17 protein-coding genes and 2 pseudogenes are annotated in these 21,528 nt (G+C 59.8%); 8 read left to right on the top strand and 11 right to left on the bottom strand.

Annotated features, from left to right (window positions below; genetic code table 11):
- Nucleotides 1-18: 18 nt before the first annotated feature.
- On the bottom strand, nt 19-1,224 hold the full coding sequence (locus BM222_RS26105) for an ABC transporter substrate-binding protein (protein ID WP_502690924.1): 1,206 nt from the start codon (nt 1,222-1,224) through the stop codon (nt 19-21).
- A 108-nt stretch (nt 1,225-1,332) separates the two neighbouring features.
- Nucleotides 1,333-2,406: an ABC transporter ATP-binding protein gene (locus BM222_RS26100; RefSeq protein ID WP_092234234.1), complete on the bottom strand. Its 1,074-nt coding sequence runs from the start codon at nt 2,404-2,406 to the stop codon at nt 1,333-1,335.
- 231 nt (nt 2,407-2,637) lie between these two features.
- Here BM222_RS26100 and BM222_RS26095 point away from each other — a divergent pair, with 231 nt between their 5' ends.
- Complete coding sequence (locus BM222_RS26095; protein ID WP_092234231.1) at nt 2,638-3,684, top strand: LacI family DNA-binding transcriptional regulator; 1,047 nt, start codon at nt 2,638-2,640, stop codon at nt 3,682-3,684.
- 226 nt (nt 3,685-3,910) lie between these two features.
- Nucleotides 3,911-4,313, top strand: a pseudogene (locus BM222_RS41295) (PHP domain-containing protein); the annotation flags it as partial.
- Between the two features lie 1,074 nt (nt 4,314-5,387).
- Here the strand turns inward: BM222_RS41295 and BM222_RS26075 are convergent.
- From BM222_RS26075 to BM222_RS26065, 4 genes and pseudogenes are all read right to left on the bottom strand, one after another.
- The gene (locus BM222_RS26075) at nt 5,388-6,308 is read right to left on the bottom strand and encodes an adenylate/guanylate cyclase domain-containing protein (protein ID WP_092234222.1); all 921 of its coding nucleotides are present in this window, start codon (nt 6,306-6,308) and stop codon (nt 5,388-5,390) included.
- Between the two features lie 483 nt (nt 6,309-6,791).
- On the bottom strand, nt 6,792-7,031 hold the full coding sequence (locus BM222_RS40255; RefSeq protein WP_143106041.1) for a hypothetical protein: 240 nt from the start codon (nt 7,029-7,031) through the stop codon (nt 6,792-6,794).
- Between the two features lie 133 nt (nt 7,032-7,164).
- Nucleotides 7,165-7,509, bottom strand: coding sequence for a hypothetical protein (locus BM222_RS41290; RefSeq protein ID WP_177243469.1), 345 nt, complete (start codon nt 7,507-7,509; stop codon nt 7,165-7,167).
- A gap of 433 nt (nt 7,510-7,942) precedes the next feature.
- Nucleotides 7,943-8,755 (bottom strand): annotated as a pseudogene (locus BM222_RS26065) (IS110 family RNA-guided transposase); the annotation flags it as partial.
- A 104-nt stretch (nt 8,756-8,859) separates the two neighbouring features.
- Here BM222_RS26065 and BM222_RS26060 point away from each other — a divergent pair.
- Nucleotides 8,860-10,038 (top strand): patatin-like phospholipase family protein, encoded by a 1,179-nt coding sequence (locus BM222_RS26060; protein ID WP_244547246.1) that lies wholly within the window; start codon nt 8,860-8,862, stop codon nt 10,036-10,038.
- A gap of 557 nt (nt 10,039-10,595) precedes the next feature.
- Here the strand turns inward: BM222_RS26060 and BM222_RS40250 are convergent.
- Both BM222_RS40250 and BM222_RS26055 read right to left on the bottom strand, forming a co-directional pair.
- Nucleotides 10,596-10,913, bottom strand: a complete 318-nt coding sequence (locus tag BM222_RS40250; protein WP_143106040.1) for a hypothetical protein — start codon at nt 10,911-10,913, stop codon at nt 10,596-10,598.
- Entirely contained in the window at nt 10,804-11,187 is a 384-nt protein-coding gene (locus tag BM222_RS26055; RefSeq protein ID WP_092234217.1) for a class I SAM-dependent methyltransferase, read from the bottom strand. The genes BM222_RS40250 and BM222_RS26055 overlap by 110 nt, the downstream gene beginning before the upstream one ends.
- Before the next feature lie 168 nt (nt 11,188-11,355).
- Here BM222_RS26055 and BM222_RS26050 point away from each other — a divergent pair, with 168 nt between their 5' ends.
- Nucleotides 11,356-12,213 carry a metal-dependent phosphohydrolase gene (locus tag BM222_RS26050; protein ID WP_092234457.1) on the top strand — a complete coding sequence of 286 codons (858 nt, stop codon included), beginning with the start codon at nt 11,356-11,358 and terminating at the stop codon, nt 12,211-12,213.
- A 1,225-nt stretch (nt 12,214-13,438) separates the two neighbouring features.
- On the opposite strand, the gene BM222_RS26040 is transcribed toward BM222_RS26050, so the two are convergent.
- Nucleotides 13,439-13,768: a hypothetical protein gene (locus BM222_RS26040; protein WP_092234211.1), complete on the bottom strand. Its 330-nt coding sequence runs from the start codon at nt 13,766-13,768 to the stop codon at nt 13,439-13,441.
- A 482-nt stretch (nt 13,769-14,250) separates the two neighbouring features.
- Here BM222_RS26040 and BM222_RS26035 point away from each other — a divergent pair, with 482 nt between their 5' ends.
- The 4 genes from BM222_RS26035 (at nt 14,251) to BM222_RS26020 (ending at nt 18,132) form a co-directional block, all read left to right on the top strand.
- On the top strand, nt 14,251-15,369 hold the full coding sequence (locus BM222_RS26035; protein ID WP_502690919.1) for an ABC transporter substrate-binding protein: 1,119 nt from the start codon (nt 14,251-14,253) through the stop codon (nt 15,367-15,369).
- A 101-nt stretch (nt 15,370-15,470) separates the two neighbouring features.
- The gene (locus BM222_RS26030) at nt 15,471-16,409 is read left to right on the top strand and encodes an ABC transporter permease (protein ID WP_502690923.1); all 939 of its coding nucleotides are present in this window, start codon (nt 15,471-15,473) and stop codon (nt 16,407-16,409) included.
- Nucleotides 16,403-17,191 (top strand): ABC transporter ATP-binding protein, encoded by a 789-nt coding sequence (locus BM222_RS26025; RefSeq protein ID WP_092234208.1) that lies wholly within the window; start codon nt 16,403-16,405, stop codon nt 17,189-17,191. The genes BM222_RS26030 and BM222_RS26025 overlap by 7 nt, the downstream gene beginning before the upstream one ends.
- A gap of 140 nt (nt 17,192-17,331) precedes the next feature.
- Entirely contained in the window at nt 17,332-18,132 is an 801-nt protein-coding gene (locus BM222_RS26020) for a class I SAM-dependent methyltransferase (RefSeq protein WP_092234448.1), read from the top strand.
- A gap of 495 nt (nt 18,133-18,627) precedes the next feature.
- Here BM222_RS26020 and BM222_RS26015 read toward each other — a convergent pair whose 3' ends face one another.
- Together BM222_RS26015 and BM222_RS26010 are read right to left on the bottom strand one after the other, a co-directional pair.
- The gene (locus BM222_RS26015; protein WP_092234205.1) at nt 18,628-19,857 is read right to left on the bottom strand and encodes a Gfo/Idh/MocA family protein; all 1,230 of its coding nucleotides are present in this window, start codon (nt 19,855-19,857) and stop codon (nt 18,628-18,630) included.
- Nucleotides 19,858-19,886: 29 nt separating this feature from the next.
- Nucleotides 19,887-21,506: an ABC transporter ATP-binding protein gene (locus tag BM222_RS26010; RefSeq protein ID WP_092234201.1), complete on the bottom strand. Its 1,620-nt coding sequence runs from the start codon at nt 21,504-21,506 to the stop codon at nt 19,887-19,889.
- Nucleotides 21,507-21,528: the final 22 nt, after the last annotated feature.

Below are 21,528 nucleotides of genomic sequence, written 5' to 3'. Positions count from 1 at the left end.
CGGATTGCAATACGCGCCTTAGCGGATGATCCGCTTCAGCCGGGCCTCGATCTGGGCGGCGCCGTCCGCCGGAGTGGTCGCACCCGCGAGCACCGCATTGACCGTGGTCCGGATCGCTTCACTGACCTCGTTGTAGCGCGGCGTCACCGGCCGCGGCTTTGCCGTCTCGACGATGGCTTGCGCCTCGGCGAACCAGGGCACCGCCTTGGTCACGTCGGCGTCCTTGTAGAGCTTGCCGTAGGTCGGCAGCAGCGAGCCGTTGATGGCCACGTATTTGGAAACTTCGGGACTCGACAGATATTCAATCAGCTTCTTCGCCTCGTCTTGATGCTTGGAAAAAGCGGAAACGCTCCACTCCCAGCCGCCAAGGCAGGTCGCCTGTTCGCCGCCCTTGATTGCCGGAAGCCGTGCGACGCCGACCTTGCCTGATACCGCGGACTCGGCGCCCTGCGACATCGCCCATGCATAGGCCCAGTTCACCGCGAATAGGACGTTGCCGGCCTGGAATTCCTTGCGCGTATCGTCGGTCGCGACCTCGGCAATGTTCTTCTTGGCAACACCGCTGTCGGCAAAGCCCTTCCAGAGCGCGAGCGATTTGGTCGCCGCCTCGCGATCGAAATCGAGCTTGCCGTCCTTGGTCACCACCTTGCCTTGACTCCAGTACGGCACGAGGAAGGTGCAGACCGCGCCTTCGATCGCCTTGCCCTGGAACGACAGCCCCTGCAAGTTCGGATTCTTCTCGCCGTCCGCAACCTTCTTCGCGGCGTCCGCGAGCTCGTCCCAGGTTTTTGGCGGCTGGAGCCCATATTTGTCCAGCAGGTCCTTGCGATAATAAAGGAACATGGAATCCGCAAAGGCGGGCAGCGCCACCACCTTGCCGTCGATCGTGTTCGCCTCGGCATAGGCACGCAGATAGGAAGACATGTCGGTTGCGACCGGGCTGGTCCAGCCCGCTGCCGCAAACTGTGCCGGACGGATAACGTCGAGCATCAACACGTCGAGTGAAGAGTCCTTCGCTGTGAGCACCGTGTTGAGATACTGGGCTTGCATGTCGGAGGTCGTACCGCCCAGCTCGATACCGACCTTGATGCCCGGATTGCGCGCTTCATACTGATCGAGCAGCGTGCGCCAGATAGCGGGCTGCCCTTGGCTAGTGACGAAGACCTTCAAATTGGTATCGGCGGATGAACTGGTTGCGAATGCGGTCGCTGCACACGCGAGCATCAATCCCGCCAGCCTTGAAATGCGCTCTGAACTCATGCCGTCCTCCCGGAAAAAATCGCCGCTTTGTTGCGGCTTGACTGGCCTGCTGTTGGTTTCGCTGCGCGCTCTTCAATGCAAGGCGCGCTCCGTCTCCGGATCGAACAGGTGAATCTTCGCGGGGTCCAGCCCCAGCTTGATCGCTTCGCCGGCGTGCGGGCGCAACTCGGGCGGCAGCCGCGCTGTCAATGTCGCGCCGCCCACTGCAAAATGCACCAGCGTATCGGAGCCGAGCGGCTCGACGACCTGAACCTGGCTGTTTAGGCCGGCATCGGACGTCAGGGACGTGAAATGCTCGGGCCTGATGCCGACGATGAATTCACGACCGTCGGCCGCCGAGAGCTTTGTGCCGGCGACGCCCGCAAGCGGCAGACGGTTGCCGTCTGCGAAGTCGAGATAGCCTTGAGCGACCCTGGCCTTCGCAAAATTCATGGACGGAGCGCCGACGAAGCCACCGACGAAAACGCTAGCCGGATGATTGTAGACTTGCTCGGGCGTTCCGATCTGTTCGATGTCGCCACCACGCAGGATGACGATGCGATCGGCCAAGGTCATCGCCTCGACCTGGTCGTGGGTGACGTAGACGATGGTGGTCCCGATCGTCTGATGCAGCCGCTTGATCTCCGTACGCACCTGACCACGCAGTTTTGCGTCGAGATTGGAGAGCGGTTCATCGAACAGGAAGATCTGCGGCCGCCGAACGATGGCGCGGCCCATCGCGACCCGTTGACGTTGACCGCCGGAGAGCTGTCCCGGCCGACGGTCGAGCAGATGGGTGATGCCGAGCATCTCCGCCGCGTCCCTGATCCTGGCGTCAGCGTCCGCCGCATTCGCACCGCGCACCTTCAGGCTGAAGCCCATGTTCTCGCGCACGGTCTTGTGCGGGTAGAGCGCGTAGTCCTGGAAAACCATGGCGATGTCGCGCTCGCGCGGCGGCAGATCGTTGACGATGCGGTCGCCGATCCGGATCTCGCCGCCGGTGATGCGTTCGAGGCCGGCGATCATGCGCAGCGTGGTCGACTTGCCGCACCCGGACGGACCGACGAGCACGACGAACTCGCCATCCATCATATCGAGGTCGATCGCCTTGACGACGCGAAACGCGCCGTAGCTTTTCTCAAGCTTGCGCAGGCTGACCGAAGCCATGAGCCCGTTCTCCCGTCCCGACGGTTCTTGCAGCCGTCGTGATGTTTCATAGTAGCGCTACGATTTCTAGAAATCAATGATTGAGCCGCACCGGCTCGGGATCCTGCGGATGAAGACTGGAGTACTATCTTATCTAGCTGAACAAAATAAACGATTTCGCTCGATAAACAGAATGCGGTTGTAGCCTTTCAGAGCTTCAGATACATAATAGCGCTATTATACTGAGCCACCATGACAATGGCCGCATCAAAGCCCCTACGCACCCGTCGCAAGATGCAACGGGTTACGATCAAGGATGTGGCGGCGCGCGCAGAGCTGTCGCCTTCCACGGTGTCCCTCTATTTTAGAAAGCCCGATGCGGTCTCGGCGTCGGCGAGCGAGGCGATCGCACGCGCCATCGAAGCGCTCGACTACGTGCCGAACCTGATGGCTGGTGGCTTGGCAGCCGCCTCGTCGCGCGTCGTGAGCATCATCGTGCCATCCGTCCGCAATGCGTTCTTTGCCGAGACCGTCGCGGCCCTGCAGGAAGAGCTCAGCAAGCAGCGGCTGCAGGTGATGCTCAGTCACACTGAGTACAGGGAACACGACGAGGAGAATCTCGTCCGCACCGCCCTCGCCTGGGCCCCTGCCGCTGTCGTCTTGACTGGCCTTTCTCACAGCGCCGCAACGCGCAGACTGCTCCGCGACAGCAAGGTGCCGATTGTCGAAATCTGGGAGCTTGGTTCCCCGACCATGGACATGGCGGTCGGTTTTCACCATGACCAGGTCGGTCATGCCGCTGCGTCGCATCTTCTTCAACGCGGGCGCAAGCGATTATTGTTTCTCGGCGCCCGCCTGCATGAGGATCGCCGCGCGGCTCGGCGCGCCCAAGGCTTCGTCGAAGCGGCGCGAAATGCACCTGACGTCACGGCAGAGGTCATCCAGCACCCTGCACCAGCGAGCGCCGAAGTTGGCGCCATGCTGCTCGGCGAGGCCGTGCATCGCTTTCCAAACGTCGATGGGATCGCCTGCTCTAACGACCATATCGCACTTGGCGTGATCTTCGAATGTCAGCGCTCTGGCATTGCGATCCCCGAGCGCCTGTCGGTGATGGGCTTCGGCGATTTGAGCTTCAGCGCGGCCGCAAATCCGTCATTGACGACGATCCGCCCGCCCGGCGACCTCATCGGGAAGGAAGCTGCGCGACTGATCATCACGCGGCTCGCGCACTCTGGTGCCGAATCGGAACAAGCCGTCATCGACACGCGCTTCACCCTGCTACATCGGCAAAGCAGCTGATGATCGGAACGACGGCGCTTTTGCCGCGCAATCCCCAATCACCCGCATTGCCGCGCTCGGAGGTCGTAGTTACGATTTCAATGGGTTGGTGCCTTTAAGCCAAAGCGCTGCAGAAGAGCCCAGCTCCGGCCCCAGCTTCCTAAACTGCTCATCTCCCGCGTACAGGTCCGCCACTCTCACGTTTTCAATGTGCGTGATCTGAAGATAAGTAGGCGCGGAATCCCTTCGGAAGGCGCAGACGCAGCGCCTGCTTCGGGCCATTTCCAATCGTCACAAGACGATCATCGGCCACATGTCCGGGCGGCAGCTTCAGCGGCGGCCAGGCTACGAAATCGACGTCCAGAAGGTTCTTCGCGCCTGCGCGAAGCACGACGTCGCCGTCGAGATCAATGGCCATCCATGGCGGCTCGTTCTCGATTGGCGATGGCACCAGGCGGCTTGAGTTCGGCTGCATGATGAGCATCAATCCGGACGCGCACTCGATTCCCGAGCTCGACCACATGCACTGGGGCGTCGAGATGACTCGCAAGGGCGGCGTCCCCGGCGACAGGATCTTGAATGCGATGACGTTGCCGGAGATCACGCGCTACCTCCGTCACAAGCGGCGCTCGCTCACCCGCGCCGCCTAATGCACCGGTCGCGTGCGCATTGCCGCGCGTGGCTCATTCTTGCGGCGGATGCTTGATGTTGCCGCATCGAGCTTGCTCTGATATGCGGCGAGCGCGCGTAACTTGGATGGTCACGCCTTGTCGTGAGCGTATTTCTCTACGACGAGCCTATTGTATTCGTCCCGGACGGCTCTGCGTGAGAGATGTCCCTTCCGATCCTTGGCGATCTTCAGGAGATCAGGATCGGTAGGAGCCCGCGATTTCCGTCGAAACTTCGCGAAGAGCCCTTTTGTAGGCTGGGACGCGCTACCGAACAGCCAGTCAAACCATCTCATCATGGCCTCCCGGACAGACTGCGAGCCGGAAGACTAGCAACACATTCAGGCCGTGAAAACAGGATTCCGCAGCGTTGGCCGCTGGTGCGGCAGAACCGCAGCGCAGTATTCGCCGTACCCTGGATACCAGACGCTCATCGCCGCTGACGGCCTGATTGCGCCCGAGTTTGTGTGGTCTGCGCTGGATTGTCCGACTGGCTACGTATCTCAGTACGATCCCGAAACTGGCAGCTTCGCTGTCTTACCAATCTTGCTCGGGCGTCTTTTCCGTGCGCGTCGATGGGCGGCCACGTCCGGGTGAGCGATGTGTGGTGACATCCTGGAAAGTTGGTAGTGAAGGCCGCCGTCTTATCACTGAAGCTGCGCTATTTGGTGAAGAGAAGAACCTGCTTGCACTTGGCCGGGCTACCTGGGTCGTCGTTGATCGACAGGTGCAGCTTGGATTGAAATAGCAAGCTGGGCTGCCGCAGACTGGCCATCCAGACACTGCGGGCAAATATGAGACCCGCAGGAAGGCAAGCTCAACTTACAACCTCTCGCATCTTTTGGCTTAATTCTACCTCGCATCTGCTTCCGCCGTTCTCGGACGCGACGCGGAGGCAAATCAGGCGGTGACGCGTCTGCATGAAACCAATCCCGCCGCTACAACGCCATCACAATATCTGATTTAATCGCTTGGGGCGGGCAATCAAACGCGCAGCCGGTGACTGAGCAGCTTCGCTGCAGCCACGCGGCGTTATGGCCCGGCAAAGTGATGCCCCTAGTGTAAGATGAAAGCGGTCAGTCGCTCGGCCTTTCCCTTCAGTTCCAAAGTGGTGCGGTCTGCTCGCGCCTTCCTCTCAGAAAGCGCGTCGTAAACCGTCTCGGAGACCAGAATCTCATTGGCGTTGGCCGCACTCTGAAGGCGTGCAGCCGTGTTCACCACGTCCCCGATAGCAGTAAAATTCTTCGATGCTCCAGCGGCCAGGGATCCGACTTGCGCCTTGCCCATGTGGATTCCGACACCAACCGGCAGCGAATCGGTGCCCCTCCCCTCCGCGTTGATCAGCCGTCTCGTGGCTGCGACCATGATGTCCGCCGTTCGCGCGCCGAGCGAGGGCATATCGACAAGGTAGATAGCCATGACTTGGTCGCCGATGAAGTCAACCAAGGCGTCATCGGTGGTAAGCACCCGATTAGCTCTATCGTAGAAGCGGCTCACCAAGTCAGCGGCGGCGCTCGAGCTGTGGGTCTCAGACCACGCGGTGAACCCACGTAGATCAGCGAAAAGCACTCCGACTTCCAGCTCGTGAGTTGTTGTCGGCAGGGCCTCAAAGCAGCTCCGGCAGTAGTTTGGGTTGGGCGGCGACGGCCTGATGCCGAACACTTTGCCGAGGCCACCGAACGGCACCATGCAGAATCTGCATCGCGGCTCTGACGGCAGTAGCCTCAGCATTCGCCGGTGCCTGCCACCGAATCCAGTTTTGCACAACGGTAGTATCAGCGGATTTTCCAGCGTCGACAGGCGTCGCACGATCCAGGCATCATAGTTGCAGATCAGCGAGACCAATCCCAGGAGGAGCACTCCGAGCAGAAGAAGGCCGGCCCAGATGGAGACGAATACCGCCAACAGGAGCGCAAGCAACACCGCAATAATTTCGAGGCAGTCCACCCCGACCTCGAAGTATCTCGCCTTTGTCATGGACGCACCACCTAATTCGCAGGTTACGGGGCACCGGCAGGGAGTCCCCCTCCAGCCACTTCATGAAGGCGGCACCAGGTCCAAGCTACGGCACGTTGGCTGGTGGCATAGATGCGGTCGGGCGCGGTACGGATTTCGTTTGAAGCTGGCCTCGTGCGGCCAACGTAAGCGAGAGAGCTACATACAGAATGAGAAAGCCCCCGGATCGAGCGACTCATATCAAGGCATAGCCGCCCTCATGGCGAGGGCAGCCTCGCCGTCTCCTGGACCGCCCGACGTAAAGAGAGCGCAACCAGCGCGATTGCTCACAAAATGCCATAACCAGCAGTGATCCATCCTTCGTAGTCTCGTGTCGCCTGCGCTGACGACGCTGTGTGAGTATATGCGGTGGTTGCCATAACCTAACTCCTTCGAGTTTCGCGCGCGATAAAAGCGCGCCGAGATGACGGCGAGTCGCTCCTTACTTGTGAACTGCGGCAGACGTTAGTGGCTAGATCGAATGTCGGTGCGCAAGGTGGCATGCTGTTCTATGCCGCTTGACGTGGTCATGCGCTGGTGGACACCAATCGCGGTCCCGCCAACCAAGAACAAGCAGCCATAGAAGCCCAGCACGGCTTTAGTCCAACGCTTGTGAGTCATCCTGTCTTCGTGAGTGCTTGCAGCAGGTTCGTTTGTTGAAAAACCATTGGTGATGTGTGCGGAATCCTCACTAAAATAATCCATGGAAAAGCTCCTTGGAATTAGTTGGATCGGCCATAAATTCCGAAAGTTTCCATCAAGAGTGAATTGGTCCTGCTTCCTGACAACCGGTAAAAAGCGTTTCGCCCGCAGGATTTTCTGCTTGACGCCGTGAAGATTACTCAGAGGCGCACAACGCCTGCCCAGAGCTTCTCTGCGAGCTAGATCTTGTCAGACCAACCGAAAGTTGACTGAGATCCAGTGAAGCCTCGGCAATTTTCAGTGTTTTCGCACGTGGCGTCAGAACCGCGATCTGATGGGGAGAGGCCGGCATACCTTCCAACATTAGCGTCGGCCTAACCGCGCTCTCCTCCACTTGGGCCGAGCCCAGCACGGCTACTTGATGCTGGGAGATCGGAAAGCCCGCAAGTTCAAAAGTTGGAAGGCGTAATGCGTACGCGTCGGCGCGATTGGTTGCACCGAAGGCAGCAATGGCGGTTACCATTAGGGACAGAATTTTCATGGGACTTACCCTTTTTGAATTAGAGGTATTCCCAACTCGAATTCCATACTCAGCCTAGCCCTGGCCCCGGATGGTTTGTGTGAAGCTGTTCACTATGGGTCGGGAAAAAACCTGCAAAGGTTCATTGGATCGTGCACTCGAATAAGGTCAACGTGACTGCATTTTTTGCGAAAAGTCCTGTAGCCCTTGTCCGGAATTGATGCTTTTGTCTAGTCGCTACCGGGGCGTCAAGCATCTAATCGCTGAGGAGACACTGCCGGGTTTTGTCTTCGCGGTCGGCATCAGCCGCCGCATAATGGAGCTTCGCGGGACGAGCCTTCAATGTGGACGACGCACTTTGTTGAGTCAGCAGTGCAACAGCATCAGCGGAATGGCTCGGCTCACGCCTAGGCAGGGGCGCCTTAGGCGTTCAGGTTCGGAACGCTATCCGGACTTATGCGGCAGCTCCGGCATTCGGATTAAACAGCTCGCCGGTTTTAAGCATCGTATGCATTATCACCGCCAGTTTGCGCGCCACGGCCACGGCGGCTCTTTTGTAGCCGATCCTCTCCCGGAGCTACAGGCCCCAGGTTCGCAGAGTGCTGTCGGTTGAGCTGCGCGTCAGAATGACCGCAGCCGCTTCGTACAGAAGCCCTCGCAAATGGTGGACGCCACGTCGGGATATATGGCCGTCATAATCGACTTCTCCGGATTGGTAGCGGCGCGTTGTCAGGCCGATCCAGGCGCCAACAGATTCCTGAAGTTGTCCGGCCTCTCAATGGCTGTTGTGAAGGCGGTTGCGGTGATCGCACCGATGCCGGGAATAGACATAAGGATGCGGCAAGCCTCACTCCGGCGCGCTTCCCGGACCAACTGGCGTCCGAGTTCGGCGGCGCGGATGCGAATGCCACGCCAGGCTTCCAGCATCGGAAGCACGATCGATGCAAGTCCGTCCTGATTGGCAAAGAAGGGTCCGGACGTTCTTCTCGAAGGTGCTTCCCTTTCCGGCGGGAACCAGCAGACCGAACGTCTTCATGACACCGCGGATCTAATTGGAGAGCTCGGTAGTGATCCGGACAAGCCGCGTCGCGCCGCGACAAGCGTGCGTGTCAGCATACTGTCGAATTCCTTCACGCGCACCTCACGAAAGAACCCGACTTCCAACGAGCTGCGCCAGACCATCGGCGTCATTCGCGTCCGTCTTGTTCGCCGCTATGTCAAGCGCCGCTTTAGCATGGCACGCATCGATGCAGATCGCCGGCAAACCAGCGGTGCCAGCCGCGGCGCCGGGATCGCCTGTCGGCTTCCGACTCTGAAAAATATGGGCGAGCGTCGCGTCAGCTGCCCTCTATTTGTGGTATGAACGATCATGTGACTGACGTCGATCGACATAAGTTTCCGCACCTGCAATCGTTGTTATTGAATGCTTTGTGCATGCGGGCGATCAGGGTTACGGCAATGGAAGAAACTTCGGAGCACAAGTCGGCTGAAACGCCTGGGGCCCCTGGGAGAGCCGGTCACGAACCGGCATTCTCAAACCTGGTCCGGACCACCAATCTGGCCCTCCAGGGGGGCGGAGCGCATGGTGCGTTTACCTGGGGTGTACTCGACCGATTCCTGGACGAGAAAGACCTAGCGTTCGAGGGGCTCAGTGCAACCAGCGCCGGAGCAATGAACGCGGCGGTCTTTGCCTATGGGCTTGCGATCGGCGGTCGCGAAGGGGCACGCAAAGCGCTTACGGACTATTGGAAGCGCGTCAGCGACGCGGCCAAGTTGGGACCGTTGCAGCCAAGTTTCATCGATCAAATGCTGGGGGATCACAAGCTGGCCTGGTCGCCTGCTTTCTCTCTTATGGGGTTCGTGACGCGCGTCCTATCGCCATATGAGTTCAACCCTTCAGACTATAACCCGCTTCGTGAAGTGGTCGAGCAATCGATCGATTTTGACGTGTTGGGGCGTCCGGACTGTCCGGTCAAGCTCTTCCTCTCTGCGACAAATGTCCGTACTGGCAAGATAAAGGTCTTCGCCGGAAAGGAAATTTCAATCTCTGCCGTGATGGCTTCGGCATGTCTTCCCACGATGTTTCACGCGGTAGAGATCGACGGGGAAGCTTATTGGGACGGCGGCTATATGGGAAACCCGGCGCTCTTCCCGCTGATCTACAACTGCAACAGTACCGACATTGTCATCGTTCATATCAATCCGCTGATTCGTACTGAGGTGCCGCGCGCCGCTGTCGATATTTTGAACCGCATCAACGAGATCAGCTTCAATTCGTCGCTGATGCGGGAGATGCGGGCGGTCAGTTTCGTCACCAAGCTTGTCACACAAAAACGAGTCGATGGAGGGCTCAAGCGTGTGCTGATCCACAGCATCGCCGATGATGAATTCATGGGTGCACTTAGTCCCACAAGCAAGTATAACGCCGATTGGAACTTTCTCATTTTTCTTCGCGACCAGGGGCGAAAATGTGCGGGCGACTGGCTCGCGAAACACTTCGCCAAACTGGGCGTCGAGTCGACGGTAGACATCGATAAATTCTACCTCTGAGTCGATTATCGACCCCGAGGGGTCTCGGTCTGCCCCTGCCGGGATTGTCAGTATCCGTTTGGCACGATCGAGCCCCCGAATTGAGAGCGACAGGCTTCCTTAAGAGTAGCGGCCGAGATGACGCTCCCCGTTCTAGGCTATGATCTGACGCCGGTTATGAACATGTCGGATCTCGCCGCACGGTGCGGTAGGCATGATTGCTGCGCCTCGACACCATGCCCCATGTTGTAAGCCGGCTCGGAATAAAGCGAGGTGATCTGAGGACCACAATTTTGGCTCCGCGAGAAAGCCGCTGTGTCGGGGGATCGCACATAAATGCCGCGCCGGGGCCGTCCTCGTCTCGTTCGCGATCCTCATCATTGCCGGCATTTGGTCCGGTCCGATCAGTGCGACTCAATCCCGCTTGGCTCAATCGCGACGATTTGGCACGACTTAAGTTAGGCCCGGCTGACTCTGACAGCCGACATATCCTCGACCGTGGGATGCGGCAGCGATGGTCCAAAAGAAGAAACCAGAGACCGATTGCTTTGGCTACTCTACCTTGAGCCGCATCGATGCTAAGTCTTCCGCGGGATGGCGTAGACCACGTTTGTCTCGACTGATGTCGTGCCCCTCTTCCGCAGCCTCTTCGGGTTCGCGCCCTTGACGCGCGCTCTTTTGTCGTCGCTCATCTGCTCGACGGTCCAGCGGTAGCCTGACCCGAGCGCTATGATCCACCAATCCTCCACAGACCCAAGCCGTTGCTGGCCATCTTCCGAGGTGACCTCAGCGCGGCTGATCCCACTCTTCGACAGAAGCTGGCGCAGCGCGTCTGGCCGGGTGATGCGCTCCCAAGGGCTGACGGTTGCGACATGATCGGGATGGAACTCGTTCACCGCCGACCAGAACGCTTCCGAACAGGCTCGAACATTCTTGGCCCCAGGTGGTGATGGCGAGCTTTCCGCCGGGCCGGAGCACGCGCCACAGTTCGCGAAGCTCAGCGACCATATCCGCCACGAAGAAGAGCGAAAACACCGACACCACGGCGTCGAATGAAGCATCGGAGTAGCTTAGTGCCGTGATGTCAGCACGGACGAACTCGACATTGTGCAGATTTTGCGCGAGCTTTTCGTGCGCGCAATTGTCAGCAGGCGTTCTGCAAGGGTGGATCCCGGTGACGGGGGGCTACTGGGCACGAGTGTAATCCAGCATCGCGGCTGTTGATCTAAGTCAATTACCACCCATCCTTTGGCTTCACACTACCTCGGTCGTCCTCTCCCTTCCCGATCCTGCCAGAAGACCATCCGACTGTTCGGCGACCGAAGTGAGAGAATGCTCATGATAACAATCCCAGAACTGACGTCCCAGGCGCTCGGTGCGTTCCTGATCTCGGAGACAAGTGGTCGCTTCGGCTCGTCCCACGCCAGCCTGCCGGAATTACTTCCCTATGCTGCAAAACTGGCCCTGGAATGTATTGGTAATAGCGATGCACTCTACCACAACGTCGAGCACACCTTGTTGGTCACACTGGCAGGGCATGACATCCTGATCGGACGCTCCCTTCTTAGGCCGACGACGGCTGCCGACTATGCTCACTTCATCCTGGCGTGCCTGCTTCACGACATTGGCTACGTTCGGGGATTAGTCCACGGAGACAAGGACGGTGCCTATGTAGTTGATGGTACTGGCCGAATCGTAGAGTTACCGGTCGGCTCCTCCGATGCAGCGCTCGCGCCCTATCATGTCGACCGCTCAAAACTATTCGCCGTGGAGCGTCTTGACGCAGTTGACGGAATTGACGCCGCCCGCGTTGCCAAAGCCATCGAATACACACGCGTTCCTTATGCAGACGCGTCAGCGAACGAACTCAAGGACGATCTTGACGAAGAGGAAGGTTTGTTGCTTCGCGCCGCCGACCTGATAGGTCAGCTCGGCGATCCGAACTACATGAAGAAATCAAATGCACTGTTCTACGAGTTCGAGGAGATAGGACTTAACAAGTCGCTCGGATACACCACGCCCGCGGACGTGGTGTACAAATATCCTCAATTCTACTGGACCAAGGTTGCACCGCACATCCAAACTGCCATCCGCTATTTGAATGTAACCTCGAGCGGGAGACAATGGATCAGCACTCTTTATGGCAATGTCCTTCGCGCTGAGCGAGAGGTCGGACTCTCTGGTCCGCAGTTATAGAGTAGCGGGCCATTTCGAGGTGTGCAGCATCAATTCGTAATGGATGTGATCCCAACCTAAAGCCAGCGATCAGCTGCGGTTTGTTGATGGATCTCTGGAGCAAGCTCGGGCTCCTCGCGCTCGAGAATGCGTCCTGCCGGTCGTGATCGAAAGCATTCTTGCTATCGGTGCCTTCAGCGTGCGGGCGGAAAAACTGTAACGATCACCAACACCATAGCTGATCTCACGGGACGGCCTGGAACCGACGGCGAGAGTCAATGAGAGCGGCCCGGTGTGGCCCTGCTCGCGAGCGCCTCGTAGCCCAAGCGCGTTCCAGATTTAACCCGCAGCGCAGGCATCAAGCTTAACGCTGGAGTTCTGTTGCGACGGGCACGCTGCAGGCTACAGTCCTCACACTGCGCTTTCCCCACAGGGTCGGGCCCACCTGTCGAGCCGTCGAGCCCCCGCCTGGCGGCTTTGCTCCTTCTAAGCAGGAGGGCGTGTAAGGAGGCTTCTCTCTCATGACACAAGCCGAGAAATATCTCGAGAACGCAGACAACTGCACTCAACTTGCAGACAGAGCGACGGATAAGCCGAGCCGCATTCGGTATCGCCGTATGGCTGATGCTTGGCGCGCTCTCGCCGAAGAGCAACAGTGGTTAGACGGCGAGGTGCCCCCTGTTGCCCGAACTACAAACGGACGCGGACGACCATCAGTCTGACTTCAGTGAAGCACCAACCCAATGCCGCGCTAGTCGGAGTAGCTCTAGCCCTTGCTCGATTACTCGCAGATCCTCATGAACCTGCTTCAGCGCCTGACGTAACTCGAAGCCGGACGCAGCCTGCAAATCTTTTAGCAGCCGGTGCCTAAGTTCACGCATATCCACCAGAACTGCCGACTCGACTTGAGACCAGCGGCACGGCGGCGAACGTCAGCTTGCAGGCTTTAATGCAGGTAAAGTCGAGTTAACCGGTTGCGCGACGACACACGTCGCCATGTCGGAGGTGGGTTGCGAGCGGCAGTGCTCTGACTGATCGTAAGATTTCCGCTTGGTTATCCGAAGCTGACGTCCGCGACGTTGAGCAACCGCCACCACGACACCGCGCGTCGCGGTCGTAGCCTGCGGCGTGCCGGATTGCGCCAAGAGCTCGCCCTACAGGCGGAAGCGAGCACCGGCGTTCGCCTGCCCGACGGACCGCCACCTCTACGCGCTAGCACAGCAGATCAGCGAGATCAGCTCAGGGGTCAATTGGAGCCAACGGTCTCCTTGAACAGCTCAACCTTGCCGCACGTGTTGTCTGTCACCGCAAAGACCTCGCAAAAATCGATCTGCGGCTTCATGCCGTAGCGTTTGATGATGCCCTCGAGCCACGGCCCGGTGTAGAACGCCTTGGCGTCCTCGATGCGCTCCCATTGGTACACCCCGCCGGCCCAGCCGCCTTCAGACCAGATGAAGTGCTTGCTGATCAGCCCCGTCACCTTGCGGAAGTTGGGTGCGATCGTGTGAAAGTGCTCACGACACGCGGCGCAGTCGATCTGCGGCGGCAGCTTGTATCGTACAAGGGCGATAATCATGCGGCGTCCTCGTAAGTATGTCCCCCGGTGCAACGTTGATGGCATTCCCGGGATCAAGCAAGCAAAGCGGGAAGCCGATGAGGCAAAATGCGCAAAGCCTAACCAGTAGCTTCGGTTCTGCTGCGACCAGCCGACTATTCCATAGCATGCAGGACTTCGCACTGGGAGGTTCACCTATCCTGCATGATGATCTAGGCGTCGTTCAATTCGCGCAACGCAAGCACCATGCTGGAGCGTGCGCTCGACCCGAATATTGATCATCTACTCGCGTAGCGCGACCAAATCGCAGTGTGTAGGTCAACACGGTTGACAAGAGCCTTAATCACCGCACCGCTACCTCCTCGCAATTTTTTGGGTTAATGTGAACGCCTTCACCTGTGTAGCAGGCGGGCTCGGATGATGCCCACGAAGAGGTGAGGTAGGGCCCCGCGAAGTGCACCCGTTCCAATCTTCCACTCACACGCGAGTTTGGGAGCGACATCATGGAAAAGCGCGACAACTCAACGAAAGGTCTACCCGAGGCGAAGCGAAGCGCCTTCTCCCGCCGCACGGTGCTCACCTTAATGGGCACTCTCGGCGCCGCGGCGCCAGGGATGTTCGGAGCGGCTCGTGCGCTAACGGCATCCGGGACTGGATCGCTGTCTTATATTCCCGGCGAGCCTTTTATTTGCCGCACCGCTGCGAATGGTGAAGAGCTGCAGGGCCCACCTCGCCAACTCAAACTCGCTTGGAACGCGAACGCGGCGTGCACGGTCGCTGCGGCAGTCGCAAAGGAGCGGGGTATCTTCGCCAAGCACAACATCGGTGTCGAGTTCGTCAATTTCGGCGGTTCCACCGACCAGTTGTTGGAGGCGATTGCAACTGGCAAGGCGGATGCCGGTTTGGGATTGGCCCTTCGCTGGCTCAAACCTTTGGAGCAAGGTTTCGACGTTCGGATCACTGCGGGTGTGCACGGCGGCTGCATCCGGCTCCTCGGCTCCAAGACAGCGAATATTGACAGCCTGGAGTCCCTGCGCGGCAAGGCTATCGGGATTAGCGATCAGGCGAGCCCAGCGAAGAACTTCTTTTCGATCTACCTCGCCAAAAAGGGTATCGACCCGGCCCAAGAGGTAGAGTGGCGCCAGTACCCGGCCAATCTGCTCGCTCTTGCCGTCGACAAGGGCGAAGTGCAGGCGCTAGCCGAGATAGATCCGCTGCCCTACCTCTGGCTCAAGGAAGGCAAACTCAACGAGATCGCGACGAACTTGACGGGTGAATTCGCCGACCGCACCTGCTGCGTTCTCGCGATACGCGGCAGCCTCACCCGAAGCGAAATGCCGGTGGCGGCCGCTCTGACTCGATCGATACTGGAGGGGGCAGACCTGGTTGCCAGCGATCCCGCCGATGCCGCGGCAATCTATTCGGGATACGGCGGGAGAGGATCCGTGGAGGATCTCGCCACCATGTATCGCAGCCATACTCACCACACTCATCCGGTCGGGGCGACGCTCAAGAAGCAACTTCTGCTCTACACCGATGAACTCAAGGCAGTGAACGTCATGAAGCGAAGCACCGATCCGGCCAAGTTCGCCGAGCGGATTTATCTTGACGTTCTAAGCTGAGCCAATTGGGAAGATTCGCAGTGAGCTCGGTCATCGATGAAGTGCCGAGGCCATCAGAGAAATCGGGGTTCGGCTCTTTTGAGAGTTCAACCCCTCGCTCTTTGATCGGCGGACTGTCCGCGGCCGCCGCATGGTCGATGGTCGCCGCGCTCACTGCATTCTGGCCGGATAAGCTCGAAAGTGATTGGGCCTACACGGGCAGCTTCGCCATTGCCTGCGGCGTATTGGCCGTTGCCCTTGCCTTAGCGGCCTTTGCCGGCGTTCGATTTGTTGCTTTTCGGCGTCTCCAGCGGCTTTCTCCGTGGCTGTTTGCGCTGGCGCTGTTTTTTGTCGCCTGGGAGGCCGTCACAGCAAAGCTCGGATTGCTGCCGTTACCTTTCTTTCCGCCGCCGCAGGCCATCCTCGAAGTCGCAATCGACGATTGGGGACGCCTGGCTGAAGGTATCTTTGCCTCAGCTCGTCTGCTCGCGACTGGTTATTTTATCGGTGCGACGGTGGGTTTCGTGACCGGCGTAGCGATTGGCTGGTCACGGCTCGCCGGGTATTGGATTCACCCAGTTTTGCGGTTCATCGGGCCACTGCCCGCGACAGCTTGGCTGCCACTCGCATTTTTCGTTTTCCCATCGAGCTTCAGCGCCAGCATTTTCCTGATTGCGCTCGCCACTGGGTTTCCGGTCACCGTGCTCACCTGGTCGGGCGTCGCCTGCGTGAAGAGCGCCTATTACGATATTGCGCGGACCTTGGGCGCAACCCAGCGCTTCCTCGTGTTCAAGGTTGCGATTCCGGCGGCATTGCCGCATGTCTTTGTTGGCCTGTTCATGGGACTGGGCAACTCGTTTGCGGTTCTTGTCGTGGCCGAAATGCTGGGCGTGAAGGCGGGGCTCGGCTGGTATCTGCAATGGGCGCAGGGTTGGGCGGCCTATGCCAATATGTACGCGGCGCTACTGCTCATGGCGCTCTTGTGCTCCGGGCTGATCACGCTGCTGTTCCGCTTGCGTGACCGCCTGCTATCCTGGCAGAAAGGTCTGGTGCGATGGTAGCGGCGATCGCAAGCGATCATGCGGTCCGTGGATCGACACTAACGCTCCGCGAAGTGAGCCATCGCTTCAATTTCGAAGGGCAGCCCCTGCCCGTATTGGACCGCATCAACCTGCAGGTCGGCCGTGGCGAGTTCGTCGCTCTCCTGGGGCCAAGTGGGTGCGGAAAATCGACCTTGCTGCGGCTGGTTGCGGGACTCGATACTCCGACAGCTGGCTCCCTGCTAACGGAGGGAAGAAAGATCGAAGCGCCCGACCCATCGCGCGTCGTCGTTTTTCAAGACCCCACGCTTTATCCATGGCGCACGGTGTGGAGCAACGTTGCGCTTGGTCTGGAAGCACGCGGGTTGTTGCGCACCCATCGCGGACGTATTGAAGACGCGTTGCGCCTGGTGGGGCTCACGGGCTTCGCCAATGCCTATCCGCACCAGCTTTCCGGCGGCATGGCGCAACGCGCGGCTTTGGCGCGTGCGCTTGTCAACGACCCGAAGCTGCTCATTCTCGATGAACCTTTGGGCCAGCTCGACTCGCTGACTCGCATCACGATGCAGGCGGAACTTGTATCACTTTGGCAGCGCTCGAGCTTCACGGCGCTGCTGGTCACGCACGACGTCGAGGAGGCGCTCCTGCTCGCCGGCCGCGTCGTCGTGCTGAGCGACCGACCTGCACGGATCAAGGCCGAGGTCGTTAACAGCCAGCCCTATCCCCGCCACCGGGGCGATCCGCATTTCGTTGAGCTTCGTCGCGAGGTGTTCGAGCATCTCGGCCTCGATGAGGCATGGTAGCCATCAATGGGAGCGCGCGTGACAGATCTTCTCATACGCATCCGCACGACGCGCTCGCCTCGATTGCAGCGCGATTGCTTTGGCGGCTTGGTAGCCACCCGGCGAGGTCTTTGGAATTTGGCGAGCGCACGGAGGCTTCGATGACCTCGGAATTCAACGTTCACAACGCTGCCGGCTATGAGCAGCTTATGGGCCGCTGGAGCCAACGACTCGCGCGGCTATTCATCGACTTCACAGGGGTTGCCGACGGCGAAAGGATTCTCGACGTCGGCTGCGGCACTGGGAGCTTGACCTTCGCGCTCGCCAAAGCCGCCGACCTCGCCGAGATTGCCGCTGTCGACTACTCACCAGTCTTTGTCGAGGAGGTGATCCGGCGCAACACAAACCCACGAATTAAAATCCAACAGGCGGATGCCTGCGACCTGCCGTTCCAGGACAGCACGTTTGACCGCGCTTTGGCGCTTCTCGTGCTCCACTTCGTTCCCGAAGCCGGCAAGGCAGTAGCCGAGATGCGCCGCGCCGTTCGGTCGGGCGGCGTGGTCGCGGCAGCGGTGTGGGACCATCTCGGCGGCATGCCCGGCATGCGCATGATGGTCGACACGGTGGCGGCACTCGGTGAAGGCGGGCGCCAGCTTCGCAGTCGCTATTGCTTTCAACCGATGATGCAGCCGGGCGAACTGAGACGGACTTTTGCTGAACAGGGTCTCGTGGACATTGCGGAAATGGAGCTGATGATCCGTATGGACTACCAAAGCTTTGCGGACTATTGGGCTCCGATTGCCGCTGGTGAAGGGCCGCTCGGCAAGTATGTGGCAGCGCTCGACGCAGCGGAGCGAGCGCGCACCGATGCCGCCGTGCGCGATGCCTACGAGGCCGGCCGGCCCGATGGCCCGCGATCCTTTGCAAACATCGCATGGGCCTGCCGTGGCAACGTTCCCTAACTCGATCTCTTCCGGGGTCCTGAACCCGAAATCGTTCCCTCAACAGCGCAGCGGCCTTCGGATTTGTCACCGATGAGCGCGGTCAGCTCAGGGGCCTACTGGTATTCTCGTATCCTTCTGCTTCCCTCTCAGCAGCCGACATCGGAAACGACAACCCTCAAGAGGAAATCGCGCACGCCGAGGCCAAACGACCCCTCGGCCATCAAAAAAGCGGACTGGCGACTGCATATCGTGCCTTACTGATAAGCTTTTCGTCAGACTGATAAGCTTTTGTGGCGTTTTCTTATCAGTTGGCGAACTGACTCCGTTTCGGCATTTTCCTTGTCAGCCGGCGAACTGATCCGCTTTGGCAGAAACCTTGTCAGTCAGCCGACTGGCTGCGTGTGCGATCACGCATCCACCTAACTGGCTCCGCTTCGTACTAAGGCTTATCAGATTGCTGCAGCGGCGGCTGTGTTCTCTGCCTCAAATAGAGGTCAAGGGAATGAGATGGCCTCACCGAGCCACTGGCGGCACGTAATGTTCGAGCTCAGGATCTGGAAACTGCACCGCGCGGCCTAGTTCAGCGGAGCGATACAGGCCCATCAGCATTTCCATGACTCCAACTCCGTCATCGAAGGTCTCGGCAGGGCTCCTACCAAGCCTAAACGCCTCGACCATATGACGGTTCTCATCCGTGTAGCCATAGATGCCAGCCTCATCCTCGACCACAGGCATCAGGCCCTGTTCTGCATTTTGCTTCTCGACGAGATCCTCGCCTTCGGATCCAGTCAGCGTGCGCGAAAGAAAGACCTTGAGCCCAGTTGAAAGCGAGGAGAACTCCATCGAATATTCAGGGCCGAGCAGCTCGAGCTGGATACGTAGCCCCGCGCCAACGTAAGTCCACGAGGTCGTCGCCTCGATCAACAACTGGTATCCGTCCGAATCTTCCAGCGTAAGGATGCCGCGCGCGAAATCCTCGACGGGCCGCTTGGCAAAATCGATTCCCATTCGTTTCTTGAGGTCGGCGGCATAACGGGGCCGTGTCCATTTCAGATTGGCCGTGGTGGCGCTGGCGCTGACCAGCCGCAGGGATTCGCGCTTCGCGCCGGGTGCAGTCAGCATGAAGCGTGCGACCTCGACCGAATGGCACATCATGTCGGAAAGCACTCCGCCACCCTGCTTGTCGCCCTGCCAGAACCACGGCTCGTGCGGTCCAGAATGCTCCTCCGCCGCGCGAGCAAGATAAGGGCGGCCGCTGCCAGGCACGGCCCGCCGCCAAATGATGTCCTTGCCGCGCATCACCGCAGTCGAAAAGATCTGGTTCTCCAGATAGCCGTGTAGCAGACCCGCGTCTTCGGCAAGCCTGCGCATTTCTCGCGCCTCCGCAAGCGTCCGGGCCAGCGGCTTTTCGCAGGCGACGGCGCGCAGAGGAGCTCCAGCCTTGGTCACCCGGTGAATCTCTCGCATGATGTCGAGACGCGTGTCGTTCGGTGTCAGCAGCCAGAGCGCATCGACCTCGCCGGACATGGCCATCGCCTCGATGCTGTCGAACACACGCGCCTGTCCAAGGCCGAGGCTGCGCGCCTTGTCGGCAATACGCGCACGCCGCTCCGCGGAGCGGCTGTACACGCCAGCGACGCTGACATTGCGCACGCCGAGCATGGACTGCAGATGGAATGCGGCGATAAAGCCACTCCCGACGAGCCCGACTCGCAGTATCGGAAGTTCGGTGAGCTTTTGCATGTCAGACCTCCTGATGGTATGGGCTTGGGTCAGTCCGGGGCTTTGCGTTGCCGCCCCGGTACCGCGGCCAGCAATGCCTGCGTATAAGGATGCTCCGGCCGATTGAGCAAATCTGCGGTCGGCCTGATCTCCACGATTTCGCCAAGGCGCATCACGGCGATTCGATCGCAGACCTGAGCCGCGACGTTGAGATCGTGTGTGATGAACAGCACTGCCAGCCTCAGCTTCTGCTTCAGCGTCTCGAGCAAGGCGAGCACCTGTGCCTGAACCGAGACGTCGAGCGCCGACACAGGTTCGTCCGCGACCAAAACCTCAGGGTCGAGCGCCAGCGCACGCGCAATGCCGATCCGCTGGCGCTGCCCGCCGGAAAATTCATGCGGAAAGCGGCGCGCGGCGGCCGAATCGAGCCCGACGAGAGCCAAAAGCTCCTCGGCCCGGGCGAAGGCCTGTGTCGCCGGAACCCCGTGCGCCATTGGACCGTCGGCGATGATCCGTCCGACGCGGCGGCGCGGGTTGAGGGAGGCGAACGGATCCTGGAAAACCATCTGGATGTGTTTGCGCGCGGCCCGCAGACGCGCTCCGTGCGCCTTGGAAAAATCAAGTTCGCCGATGCGGACCACGCCTGCATCCGCGTCGATGAGGCGCATCACCAATCGTCCGATTGTGCTCTTGCCGGAACCCGACTCTCCGACGAGGCCGAGCGTCTCGCCGCGCCGGATCTCAAAGCTTACATCCTTGACGGCCGCGACTTCGGTCCGCGTGCCAAACCATCCGCTCGCCCGGTAAGTCTTTGCAAGACCGATCGTGGCACACGCAATCGGTTGGTCCTTGACTTGCGTCCGCTCCGGCGGAACTCCGCCCGGTACGGCGGCCAGAAGCCGGTGTGTATAGGGGTCGCGTGGGCGCCTGAGAACATCTTCGACCGGGCCCTGTTCGACGACCCGGCCCTTCTCCATGACCGCAACGCGGTCCGCGATGTCGGCGACGACGCCGAAATCATGAGTAATGAAAAGCACCGCCATGCCGCGCCGCTGCTGGATGTCACGGATGAGCCGAAGGATTTGGGCTTGCGTGGTGACGTCAAGCGCCGTAGTCGGCTCGTCCGCCACGAGAACCGACGGCTCGAGCGCCAGTGCCATTGCGATCATGGCGCGCTGGCGTTGGCCGCCCGACAATTGATGCGGATAGCTGCGAATGATCCGCTCCAGATCTCGCAAGCCCACTTCCTCGAGGAGCGCGCGCACGCGCACCTGCCGTTCGGGCGGCGTGAGCTGCTCGTGCGCCTCGAAGGCCTCCGTGATTTGATGACCGATCCTGATAACAGGATTGAGCGCCGTCATCGGCTCCTGGAAGATCATTGCGATACGTCGCCCGCGCAATTTCCGCCATTCGGCCGGCGCCAGCTTCAGCAAATCGTGCCCTTCGAACCGAACGGCTCCAGCAACTGTGCTGATTGCTTGCGGCAGCAGGCCCATCGCGGCAGAGGCGCAGACTGATTTGCCGGAACCGGATTCGCCGACAACACAGAGTATCTCGCGCGCGTGCAAGGCAAGCGAGACGTCTTCGACGGCGAAGGTCCGATCCGAGCCGGCGGGCAGTGCCAGCGTCAGTTGCTCAATGGACAGGATCGGCTCGACGCTGTCGTTCATTTTGCTCGATCCAACATCGCGT

This window comes from Bradyrhizobium sp. Gha (assembly GCF_900113735.1).
In the GTDB taxonomy this organism is placed as follows: domain Bacteria; phylum Pseudomonadota; class Alphaproteobacteria; order Rhizobiales; family Xanthobacteraceae; genus Bradyrhizobium.
Note: the sequence above shows the minus strand (reverse complement) of the source record. Positions and strands in the feature narration are given on the sequence as shown.

Bases quoted from the DNA above. Each gene is read 5' to 3' on its own strand.
- BM222_RS26050 (WP_092234457.1), top strand. From the start codon at position 11,356: ATGATAACAATCCCAGAACTGACGTCCCAGGCGCTCGGTGCGTTCCTG.
- BM222_RS41290 (WP_177243469.1), bottom strand. From the start codon at position 7,509: ATGAAAATTCTGTCCCTAATGGTAACCGCCATTGCTGCCTTCGGTGCA.
- BM222_RS26095 (WP_092234231.1), top strand. From the start codon at position 2,638: ATGACAATGGCCGCATCAAAGCCCCTACGCACCCGTCGCAAGATGCAA.
- BM222_RS26040 (WP_092234211.1), bottom strand. From the start codon at position 13,768: ATGATTATCGCCCTTGTACGATACAAGCTGCCGCCGCAGATCGACTGC.
- BM222_RS26025 (WP_092234208.1), top strand. From the start codon at position 16,403: ATGGTAGCGGCGATCGCAAGCGATCATGCGGTCCGTGGATCGACACTA.
- BM222_RS26075 (WP_092234222.1), bottom strand. From the start codon at position 6,308: ATGACAAAGGCGAGATACTTCGAGGTCGGGGTGGACTGCCTCGAAATT.
- BM222_RS40255 (WP_143106041.1), bottom strand. From the start codon at position 7,031: ATGGATTATTTTAGTGAGGATTCCGCACACATCACCAATGGTTTTTCA.
- BM222_RS26020 (WP_092234448.1), top strand. From the start codon at position 17,332: ATGACCTCGGAATTCAACGTTCACAACGCTGCCGGCTATGAGCAGCTT.
- BM222_RS26105 (WP_502690924.1), bottom strand. From the start codon at position 1,224: ATGCTCGCGTGTGCAGCGACCGCATTCGCAACCAGTTCATCCGCCGAT.
- BM222_RS26035 (WP_502690919.1), top strand. From the start codon at position 14,251: ATGGAAAAGCGCGACAACTCAACGAAAGGTCTACCCGAGGCGAAGCGA.
- BM222_RS26100 (WP_092234234.1), bottom strand. From the start codon at position 2,406: ATGGCTTCGGTCAGCCTGCGCAAGCTTGAGAAAAGCTACGGCGCGTTT.
- BM222_RS26015 (WP_092234205.1), bottom strand. From the start codon at position 19,857: ATGCAAAAGCTCACCGAACTTCCGATACTGCGAGTCGGGCTCGTCGGG.
- BM222_RS26010 (WP_092234201.1), bottom strand. From the start codon at position 21,506: ATGAACGACAGCGTCGAGCCGATCCTGTCCATTGAGCAACTGACGCTG.